This is a genomic window from Chroococcidiopsis cubana SAG 39.79 (genome assembly GCF_003991895.1).
Lineage (GTDB): Bacteria > Cyanobacteriota > Cyanobacteriia > Cyanobacteriales > Chroococcidiopsidaceae > Chroococcidiopsis > Chroococcidiopsis thermalis.
In genome coordinates this window covers 56,202-65,377 of sequence record NZ_RSCK01000033.1, presented here as the reverse complement: position 1 = coordinate 65,377, position 9,176 = coordinate 56,202, and the positions used below count along the sequence as shown (strand labels likewise).

The 9,176-nt window shown below is 45.1% G+C and carries 12 protein-coding genes; 4 read left to right on the top strand and 8 right to left on the bottom strand.

From position 1 onward, the window contains the following. Positions 1-109: 109 nt before the first annotated feature. The 5 genes from DSM107010_RS19315 to DSM107010_RS42745 form a co-directional block, all read right to left on the bottom strand. Entirely contained in the window at positions 110-688 is a 579-nt protein-coding gene (locus tag DSM107010_RS19315; RefSeq protein ID WP_106169440.1) for a Uma2 family endonuclease, read from the bottom strand. Positions 689-721: 33 nt separating this feature from the next. After that, complete coding sequence (locus tag DSM107010_RS19310) at positions 722-2,449, bottom strand: DUF3685 domain-containing protein (protein WP_199755630.1); 1,728 nt, start codon at positions 2,447-2,449, stop codon at positions 722-724. Positions 2,450-2,500: 51 nt separating this feature from the next. Further along, complete coding sequence (locus DSM107010_RS19305) at positions 2,501-2,935, bottom strand: Fur family transcriptional regulator (protein WP_106169441.1); 435 nt, start codon at positions 2,933-2,935, stop codon at positions 2,501-2,503. A 401-nt stretch (positions 2,936-3,336) separates the two neighbouring features. After that, positions 3,337-4,341, bottom strand: a complete 1,005-nt coding sequence (gene obgE / locus DSM107010_RS19300) for a GTPase ObgE (RefSeq protein WP_015153739.1) — start codon at positions 4,339-4,341, stop codon at positions 3,337-3,339. A 56-nt stretch (positions 4,342-4,397) separates the two neighbouring features. Further along, entirely contained in the window at positions 4,398-5,066 is a 669-nt protein-coding gene (locus tag DSM107010_RS42745) for a Mo-dependent nitrogenase C-terminal domain-containing protein (protein WP_015153740.1), read from the bottom strand. 110 nt (positions 5,067-5,176) lie between these two features. On the opposite strand from DSM107010_RS42745, the gene DSM107010_RS19290 reads away from it, so the two are divergent. Beyond that, a complete protein-coding gene (locus tag DSM107010_RS19290) occupies positions 5,177-5,545 on the top strand; it encodes an EamA family transporter (RefSeq protein ID WP_015153741.1) in 369 nt (122 codons plus the stop codon). A 35-nt stretch (positions 5,546-5,580) separates the two neighbouring features. On the opposite strand, the gene DSM107010_RS19285 is transcribed toward DSM107010_RS19290, so the two are convergent. Then, positions 5,581-5,781: a hypothetical protein gene (locus DSM107010_RS19285; protein ID WP_127023648.1), complete on the bottom strand. Its 201-nt coding sequence runs from the start codon at positions 5,779-5,781 to the stop codon at positions 5,581-5,583. Positions 5,782-5,912: 131 nt separating this feature from the next. Here DSM107010_RS19285 and DSM107010_RS19280 point away from each other — a divergent pair, with 131 nt between their 5' ends. Beyond that, positions 5,913-6,650 carry a hypothetical protein gene (locus tag DSM107010_RS19280; RefSeq protein WP_106170829.1) on the top strand — a complete coding sequence of 246 codons (738 nt, stop codon included), beginning with the start codon at positions 5,913-5,915 and terminating at the stop codon, positions 6,648-6,650. Between the two features lie 110 nt (positions 6,651-6,760). Here the strand turns inward: DSM107010_RS19280 and DSM107010_RS19275 are convergent, their stop codons facing one another. Together DSM107010_RS19275 and DSM107010_RS19270 are read right to left on the bottom strand one after the other, a co-directional pair. Further along, positions 6,761-7,321, bottom strand: a complete 561-nt coding sequence (locus DSM107010_RS19275; RefSeq protein WP_015153743.1) for a phycobiliprotein lyase — start codon at positions 7,319-7,321, stop codon at positions 6,761-6,763. A 125-nt stretch (positions 7,322-7,446) separates the two neighbouring features. After that, positions 7,447-8,115 carry a HEAT repeat domain-containing protein gene (locus DSM107010_RS19270; protein WP_015153744.1) on the bottom strand — a complete coding sequence of 223 codons (669 nt, stop codon included), beginning with the start codon at positions 8,113-8,115 and terminating at the stop codon, positions 7,447-7,449. Positions 8,116-8,687: 572 nt separating this feature from the next. Between DSM107010_RS19270 and DSM107010_RS19265 the strand changes: the two genes are divergently transcribed. Together DSM107010_RS19265 and DSM107010_RS19260 are read left to right on the top strand one after the other, a co-directional pair. Continuing rightward, positions 8,688-8,891: a hypothetical protein gene (locus tag DSM107010_RS19265; protein WP_127023645.1), complete on the top strand. Its 204-nt coding sequence runs from the start codon at positions 8,688-8,690 to the stop codon at positions 8,889-8,891. Positions 8,892-8,903: 12 nt separating this feature from the next. Beyond that, on the top strand, positions 8,904-9,167 hold the full coding sequence (locus tag DSM107010_RS19260; RefSeq protein ID WP_015153745.1) for a hypothetical protein: 264 nt from the start codon (positions 8,904-8,906) through the stop codon (positions 9,165-9,167). Positions 9,168-9,176 lie beyond the last annotated feature (9 nt).

Here is a 9,176-nt window from a genome sequence, read left to right as displayed (position 1 = left end):
GACATCAAGCGATTGCTAAGTTTTATCATTACAAACGTCGCCTTTCCCAATCGCTCAGCTATCTACAACTGTAGTACTAGCCCCCCTTGAAAAAGGGAGGAACAAAAAATTATTGACTTGTGGTGAAAGTAACATCCTCATAAAGTGCTTCTAAGGTTGACTCAAAACCAATACTATCGAGCCGAAATGTTGTCTGCTGTGGCGTGTAAGACTGCAATACCCATAACCCTTGTTCGTTACGTCGGAAGCACTCAACTCGCTGCCGTTTGGTGTTAATTAATACGTATTCGCGTAGGCTTTCTAGTTCCTGATAATCAACAAATTTGTCACCGCGATCGAAGGCTTCAGTAGAATCGGACAAGACTTCGACAATCAGACTAGGAAAACACTTGTAAGTAGAGGTTTCGCGATCGCGCGGATCGCAAGTCACCATGACATCGGGATAGTAGAATCGATTCAGCGATTCAATCCGTGCTTTCATGTCAGCAATATAGACACGGCAACCGGAACCTCGAACATGGCTGCGAAGAAGCGTAGCAATGTTAAGGGCAATGGTAACGTGGGGATCGCTTGCCCCAGCCATAGCGAAGACTTGCCCATCAATGTATTCGTGCTTGATGTTGCTCGCATCCTCCAGTTGGAGGTATTCGTCGGGGGTGAGGTAGGACTGTTGAGGGGAAGCAATCATAGCTAGAATCTCTTTAAATACTCTTCTGATTTATCACAACCTTTTATTCTTACTTTCCTGCCAAGAACCACCCAAACCTTGTAAGACTCCCCTGCCAATTAAACCAATTGTTTTTCCTACAACTTGGGTCAAAACAAAAATTACTCCTTTACCTACAAACGATACTACTGCTTGTAGGCGAGGTGCGATCGCATCTCGTAATTCGAGAGCTAAAGTTACGATTAAAGGAATTCCTGAAAGTCGTGTTAGTTCGCGATCGCGAGGCGCGTAAATTGATACTTTAGCAATTCCACGCGGGGCTAGCAATAACAATTCATAGCGGCTTTCAAAAACCTGGCGAGGTTCTTCAAAATATGTTCTAGCCCGATATTTCCACGATAAATTATTCCTGAATCGCTCTATCTCCCTTGTGGAAATTAAACGGCGATCGTAATAATTTTGTTTGATAACTTCTAGTTCGGCAAATCGATTCAAAAGTGGCTGTACGACAGCATTTGCAACTTGAATTATCAAATTCTGTAGAATTATTTCCGCTCTTTCCTTCGCCTCCAAACTTTCAGCCGCAAAGGAAGTATTATCGATAACTAAAGGTGTAGCAAATAGTAGATAGGAAAATAGATCGCTGACGAGAGGAATTTTATCTAAAATTGCTGTTTGTACGACAATTTCAGCTTGTAACAAACTATTGACAAAATCTACAGTAATTCCCCCCACTAACAAAGTAGAGTATCTACCAAAAAAATCTATAGTTGTTGCTTGCCACAAATCTCGTAAAATAGTGGCTTGCATTACCGGAAGGCGATCGCTCTGGACTTGAGAAAAGCGTAAATCTGCTAAGATATCCTCTATTTTCTGAAGAATTAAGTGCAATAGTTCTCGTTTCTTATCTTCTCGAAAAATGTCAATTTCTAAGGGAATAGAAGTCAAATTCTCTAGACTAAATTCTAATCTTTCCCGCGTTGAAGTAAATATTGTTGTTGGTTGTTGGGGAGCCGGGAGTCGGGAGTCGGGAGGAGTGAGGAGCGAGGAGCGAGGAGCAAGGAGTAAGTTTTCTGTCTGTCTCCCTTGTCTCCCTTGTCTTCCTTGTCCTTCCTCATTCCCTACCGCTAACAACCGATCGACAACCCACCGCGCTGCTAATAATTCTCGCCTTTGTCCTGCCAACATAGCGCGATCGAGTGTAGGGAGTCCAGGTTCTTGCAGCCTTGCTGTGACTTGCGCCAAATTACCGTTTATTTGTTGCAAACCCGATTGGCGCAGACGATCGCGGGTTCCGATGAAAAACCATTGGAAGGGCGGGTTTGTCTGTATTGTCGATCGGCTTCCAGACACATCTGATAAACCCACCCCTACAATTTTCGACTCCCAATAAGATCGCCCTGCTACCAATTCTCGAATTATATGAATTATTTCCTCTGCGGCAATTCCTTTATGGCAAAATCCCTCTACACCCGCTCGTCTTGCTGCGGCGAGTTGACTGGGTTCGGGGTGGCAAGTCAGTATGAGGATCGGCAGGTTGGGATATTGAGTTTTGATTTGCTGACATAATTGCCATCCCATGACAGAGGAATCAGACAATCTCAGCTCGACGATCGCTGCATCTATTCCTATTGCTGATACATTCTGCAAGCCAGCCTGACTATCGGCTGCTTCTGCTGCTACTCGTATATGTGGATCTTGCTCTAAAACGACCCTCAAACCCGTGCGGTAGATAGAGTCTGGATCGATTATTAGTAGGTTAATAGGGCGATCGCTCATCATGCGTTATTTGGCTGCTTCCATGCAGAGCGTACCGCAAATTGTTGTTTTTTGTTACTGCCTGTAGCCGTAAAAATTAATGCTATAGTCAGTAATTTTTACACCTGTCCTGGCTTCAACCTCCCGCAGCAAGCTTTCTGGCAATTCCACCTCAACATCAAGAATTTGAGCGGTATCCAGACAGTTGATGTGGCTGTGGGAGTCGCTGATATTACCGTACAGGCGACCGTCAGCACGCTCGATGCATTCTATAATACCCTGGGATGACAGCGCTTCTAAGTTTTGGTACACCGAGGTGTGTCCGATGTCTTTACCTTGCTGGTTGAGGCGATCGTAAATTTCTCTTGCCGACAAGTGTTCTTTAGCCTGCCATAGTAACTCTAGTATAAAACGACGCTGGCGGCTGACGCGCATACCTAAGTGCTGACACCGTTCTAAAGCATCTTCTAGAGATCGAATTGGTTTTAATGCTGCCGCTTCTTGTTGCATATCCGCATCTTTGAGCTAAATTTATGTAGCTTAACTACCCATGTCAATGAGTGATGATTTTATCTTCTATTTAGTTTCAAACACTGAGTCTGCTTTGAATTTGTACTAAGAGCTTCAGGTTAATACGTTTAATCCCATACCGTTGCTAATGACGTTTCACTTTTGTTTGTAAAAATTACAACCCGCATAAAACTGTACGAGGCTTAACAATTAACTGTCGAGTTCTTAGTTACTTATATGAACTCATTACAAGTTTAATCTATTTTGGATGTAAACGTCTATCAGTTATCAGTGACTAGTGGCTGGTGGCTAGACAAGAATCTAGTTCCGCAGCGCCAAAGCGCCACTTCTCAACAACCAACAACAAATGACCCATGACCCATGACCCATGACCCATGACACTATTTAGCAGTATTGAGTTCGTCGAGCATAGACCAGACTTGTTGCATCAGTGCGTCCAATCCTTGACGGGTGACAGCTGAGATTGTTAAGACTTGCATTCCAGTCCGATCTTCTAACTGTTGAACGATCGCCTTTACCGTGGCTTCATCTACTGCATCGACTTTATTGAGAGCTAAGATTTGGGGACGTTCTGCTAGTCCGCGATCGTAAGCAATTAATTCTTGCTGGATAATTTGGTAGTCAGACAAAGGCTGTTCGCTACTAACGTCAACTAAATGGAGTAACAACCGAGTGCGTTCGATGTGACGTAAAAATTCGTGTCCTAACCCAGCTCCTTCATGCGCTCCCTCAATTAACCCAGGAATATCAGCAAATACAGTTCCGTCACCCGTTGGCTTGCGGACGACTCCTAAATTCGGTACTAGGGTGGTGAAAGGATAGTCGGCGATTTTCGGTTTAGCAGCAGATAAAGCAGAAATGAGAGTTGATTTTCCGGCATTAGGTAGTCCAATAATGCCAACTTCTGCCAACAGTTTTAACTCTAAGCGCAATAGTTTGTGTTCTCCAGGCAATCCTGGTAGAGCATACTCTGGAGCGCGGTTGCGGTTACTTAAGAAATATTTATTACCCAGTCCTCCCTTACCACCTTCAGCCACACACAAAACTTGACCGGAAAGGACGAGATCGCCGATAATTTCTCCAGTTTCCCGATCGTAGACAACCGTACCGCAGGGAACCTCAAGATATAGGTCTTCGCCTGCGCCTCCCGTGCAGTTATTCGGTCCACCACGTTCGCCATTTTTGGCTTTAAAACTGCGGGCGTACTGAAAATCTAGCAAAGTTTGCAGATTTTCCATTGCTACTAAAAACACAGAACCGCCTTTACCACCATTTCCGCCAGCAGGTCCGCCAGCAGGTACGTACTTTTCTCGGCGGAAGGCGACGATTCCATCGCCACCTTTACCAGCTAGCACTTCAATTTCCGCGCGATCGATAAATTGCATGATTGGTTATTTGTCATTGGTCATTTGTCATTTGTCGCATCTATGACTAATGACTCTTAAATATATTCTGAAACATCTTCGCCACAGTCATCTGCCAAGTAAGACAAGGCACGGAAGCGCAAGCCTACTAGTTGTTCGTATAGTGGGTTGAGCTTGCATAAAGGGGGAATGTGGACGACTTTATGACCGAAGAGTTTGATATCTCGTTCAAAAGGACATTGGGGAGGTATCATTTTACATAAAAAATGGGCAACTTTGGGATCGTGGATTTCTAACCCATCGAGCCAGTCGCGCACGGGGTGGAGTACATCTATATGAGGATGAGAACCTAACTCATCTTGCGGGCGATCGCCGCGATCGCATAGAGTATGACGCAGGGAGACAAGTACGTTATCTTGTAGACCGAGGGCGTGGCAGAACTGATGTAACAGATCGTCTTCGGGGGTAGAGTAAGTACCATCGGCGATCGCCACCATGACAGCTGTGCGTAAAAAGTTTTCTGCCATGTTCTGGTTTTGTCCCAGCGCCGCAGCAAGTTCCTCTACTGTAATTGGTGTCATGGCACTTAGTTTGTCTGTGGGTTTTAATTCTCCTAGTGCCAGAGTCGGAATGAGTTCTCGTTCGTGTGCCTCAAAATCACCATCTGCCCAGGCTACTGCCAGTAAACCGCGCAGCCAAGCTTCAATTTGCTCTTGCGTATTTGGAGAAATTGCCAGATTTGTCATAAAGTTTCTACCTACAAATTTGCCAAAACATGCCGAAACAATATTAGCGTTAGCGAGAGCCTCGCTAGCGTAAACTAGTAAACCGAATTAATTGCCACAAGGATTGTTGCGTGACTTTATCAGAATTCGGATTGTTCTTAATTTCGATCCTAGCGAGTGTAGCTGGGCAATGGTTACTCAAAACAGGCGCATTAAAGTTAGGAAAAGTTAATGCCACTAATATGGTTAGCCATTTACTCGGAATCCTCAGCACTCCAGAACTGCTAGTAGGATTGGCTTGCTATGGCATGGGAGCATTCTTCTACATTCTGGTATTGACGAGAGTAAACCTAAGTGTTGCTGGTCCCGCTGCTTCCCTGTCCTATGTTTTCTCAGTCATATTGGGTTATTTTGTCTTTCGAGAGTCAATTCCTTTAAATCAAATCATTGCTTTAGGATTTATCGTTGCTGGAGTCATACTATTGGTATGGCGAAAGTAGAGACTGAGGGATTCGGAATTGAGAATTCGGAATTATTAACCTCTTGTCTTTCGTTTCATGTCTGCGATCGCGCATTGCTCTGCTGTACGGAAAGGTTGTAACCACAGAATTCTTGGCGATCGCACGGAGAGCTGCAAAATACTCGTCCCTACAAATCCTGACAACTGATAACTTCGTACAGACGTTACATGTAACGTCTGTACGCTGACAACTGAATCACCGATCTCTGCTGCCAAATTAAAACAATATAAATTTCGTTGTGCAGTTAGGCAAGAGCAACTTAATATCCTTACGGGGGGATTGTGCGTATAAATAAAATTAGGCTAAATTCGATCGCATGTTTTATTGTAGAAGTGTAGGCTAGCTAATGTTGACACAAGCTTGGAATTCAACTGCTGATAGCGCAGTCGCATTATTACTACACTATATTTTCGACCTGGGTGGTCATAATGCTCGCGAATTAGTCGAACGCTGGCTGAGATTTTATCCGGCAAACTGGGTGCGCTTGGCAGCAATCGAAGCTCTTTACCAAGGTCGTTACAAGGCAGTCTCCGTCGAGCAAATCTTAAGTATCTGGCAGCGGCGAGGTCAGATTCAACCCCATTTCAATTGCGAGTTTGAGCGACTTGTCTGCGGCAACATTCAACCGCGCTTGAGCGCCCAGCCAAGCTACCCGCTATTACCCGAAGTTCATTATCGTCCAATCGCGATCGCACCTGTTACACCACTGAATCGTGGCGATCGCCGAACCAGTGAAGCGAGAACGGATACCACTTCTACTCAACCCAGGCAACTGAATGATGTTGCTCGTCACCTTCATAAAATTAGAGCTAACGCCAGTCATAAACGATCGGCTGCGGTTGCAGTCGTAGAGATTGCTCCTAATGCTACTCCTGCAACTGCTGAAAAACGTCAGGGATCGGAGCGAGAGAGTCAGCGCGATCGTCATGAATCCGATCTAAAGCGCCATCATCCTTTACCAAGTAGTGCTTCACCTAAATCGAGCGGTAGTTTCCACCAGCCACCAATTCGTCAATTTAACCCAGGAACTACAAAAGCTTCTGATTTTTGTACTAAACTCAAAGCAATTTCTCAGTATCACTAATAGCAGGGAGCAGGGAGCAGAGAAAGAAATATGACTCCTAAGTTCTGACTTGGAGACTTCTCTCCCCTCTTCTTTGTCTCCCTCAGCTCTCTTTCCCGTTCCCTCAAAAATTAGCTTGCATTAAAAGCTTCTACTGCTTGTGCAGATGGCTGCACTCCGCCCATGCGAATTTCAGAGGTAAAGGAAGCCATGCTGAAGCCACCAAACCGCTTTAAGACGCTAACTCGCATCCGTAAATTAGGGCTAGCAAACCACAGTCTCTCTTCGGAAAACATGGTTTCGTACTCAGTAATTAGAGTCAGTGCTTTATCGCCGCCCATCATGTAACGTCCGGCAACAGGGGCTTTTTCAGCATAACCCATTTCCCGTAACAGCTTACCTTGGTTGGGATTGTCGGCATCAGGGACAGAAACCAGCACGGTAGAGCCAGTGTGTTTTTCTTCATCCCATTCCATCGTTCCATTCCAGCTGACTCGCGCCCCGCACGTTGCCAAGCCAGGTTCGATTCCATATTGTTCGCAAAGTTTCATGACCTCTGGGCAATCCAACGCCAGCGTTTCAATTACAATATCCGATTTGCCATCCTCAGCTTGTTTAAAGGCAAGGTGGTGACTGGTGCGATGGGAAAACCATTTACCAGCACTCAGCTCAAAAAACTCTTGAATATTCATGCAGCTACAATCCTAAAGCAACAGTTCTTAAAATTTCTCTTAATTTAGACTAACAAGAATAGGGTATGGGGTTTGGGGTAAGTTGATTCGGAATTCGGAATTCCGAATTCCGAATTCCGAATTCCCTAGTTTTCGCCCAAGCGTTGCAGTGAAATTCTGGCGGCTTCAGCGACTTGAAAATGATTGTCTTTTTCCATGTATTTAAGGGCGGAAACACTTTTAGGACTGGGAAGGTTGCCTAATGCTTCTGCTAGACGCTGTCTTACCAGCCAATCTTCCGCTTGAGCAAAGCGAAGAATTGGCTCGATCGCTTCTAAGTCTCTAATTTCGCCAATTGCCGCGATCGCTGCCTGTTGTATGACTATTTCATCACTATCTAAAGCTTGTAGCAAGACTTGCCGAGCGCGATGATCTTTGAGGTTGCCCAGCGATACTGCTGCACTAAAGCGGACTAGCCATTCTGTATCTTCATAGAAAGCCCGAATTAATGGTTCAACTCCACGCGGGTCGCCCAAATACCCTAACGCGCCAGCGGCATCAGCGCGAATGCCGTAGTCTGCGTCGGTTTCTAGCAAGCGCACTAAAATTGGATAGCATTCGTCTGTATGCTTTATACCTAGAGCAAATACAGCCATCGAGCGAATTTGCAAAATCTCATCATCGAGGACTTTTTTAATCAAAGGTACGGCTTCAACAGCTGGGACGTGACGCAGCTGGGCTAAAGCCACCATGCGATCGCGACTATTGGGGCTGTCTAGCTGAGCAGAAATTTCCTCTGTGCTAGGATGAGCCATGAATTTAGAACCACCTTTTACAATCTTCTCTAGTCTAGAATTATCATTCTTTGAGCCTATAAATAAATTCTTCCAATAGAAGTAATTGAAATGGTAATTGGTAATAGGTAGTTGGCTCGACCTTGGTTTGTCTTTGCGCCTCTGCGTCTTTGCGCGACATAAAAAAATCAATTACCAAAACCAGTCAAATTCCCCTATAAAAAGCTATCCGCTCTTACTAGGGATCTTGCGATCGAAGTAAGAGCGGTCTAGTTGGGTCTTCAGATTGAAACCTGACTGCCGGAAGGAACTCCAAACCAGCCTGGGTCTTTGAGTTATCTCAGTCTCAAAAAGACTAAGGCTAACTTTAGAGAACGGCTCCGGCGCGCAGCCGGCTAGCTTCAACCTGATGACCCATGCATTTACTACTTTCTATCATGGGCATCACCTCCTTGTTGCCTAAGCGGTCTTAGTCTCAAGAGGTCAGAGCGTTTAGCCCTGCCGTCGTTTGCTTTACTTACGATAACACACGATTTGCGTTTTGCGTGAAATCCAGTTATCAGTTGTCAGTTGTCGTAGGGGAGGACAGTTGTGTGCGGGGGTATCCCCCGTTGAGCAAACTGTCCGTGCGGGTGCGCGCCAGCAGATTCACGGGCTTTAGCCATAATCTTTGGTCAAAACCCGCCCGTCCAGTTGTCAGTTATCGTCAACTGTCTTCATGGAGTGTAGCGCAGCGTTTACCGTCAACTATTCACCTTCTTCATAATTTAGCGATCGCCAAAACAAGATTTGATTAAGCAGAGCAATTTATGATACTTTTCATTATCCGTAGGGGAATGCTTTCAGCAGAATCGAAGCACGACTTATTGATTATGCTGGCAGCAAAACCCAAGCCTAAACTTTCTACCCTTCTATTTTTTATTGCCTTCAGCTTGGCTGTACCAGCATTTTTTAATCTCAAAGTTTGTCTTCCTCCAGCAATGTTTTGCTTTCTGCTAGGAAGCTTAGTAGAGGGAGTCGAAGTTGTAGCAGACAAGAATCAGAAGCATCGAGATAAAAGATTCAAAGCGTAGTCGATCTCA

What these genes read in the sequence shown, in the direction of transcription:
- DSM107010_RS19315 (WP_106169440.1), bottom strand. Translation starts at nt 688, where the DNA reads ATGATTGCTTCCCCTCAACAGTCCTACCTCACCCCCGACGAATACCTC.
- DSM107010_RS19310 (WP_199755630.1), bottom strand. Translation starts at nt 2,449, where the DNA reads ATGATGAGCGATCGCCCTATTAACCTACTAATAATCGATCCAGACTCT.
- DSM107010_RS19305 (WP_106169441.1), bottom strand. Translation starts at nt 2,935, where the DNA reads ATGCAACAAGAAGCGGCAGCATTAAAACCAATTCGATCTCTAGAAGAT.
- obgE (WP_015153739.1), bottom strand. Translation starts at nt 4,341, where the DNA reads ATGCAATTTATCGATCGCGCGGAAATTGAAGTGCTAGCTGGTAAAGGT.
- DSM107010_RS42745 (WP_015153740.1), bottom strand. Translation starts at nt 5,066, where the DNA reads ATGACAAATCTGGCAATTTCTCCAAATACGCAAGAGCAAATTGAAGCT.
- DSM107010_RS19280 (WP_106170829.1), top strand. Translation starts at nt 5,913, where the DNA reads ATGTTGACACAAGCTTGGAATTCAACTGCTGATAGCGCAGTCGCATTA.
- DSM107010_RS19275 (WP_015153743.1), bottom strand. Translation starts at nt 7,321, where the DNA reads ATGAATATTCAAGAGTTTTTTGAGCTGAGTGCTGGTAAATGGTTTTCC.
- DSM107010_RS19270 (WP_015153744.1), bottom strand. Translation starts at nt 8,115, where the DNA reads ATGGCTCATCCTAGCACAGAGGAAATTTCTGCTCAGCTAGACAGCCCC.
- DSM107010_RS19260 (WP_015153745.1), top strand. Translation starts at nt 8,904, where the DNA reads ATGATACTTTTCATTATCCGTAGGGGAATGCTTTCAGCAGAATCGAAG.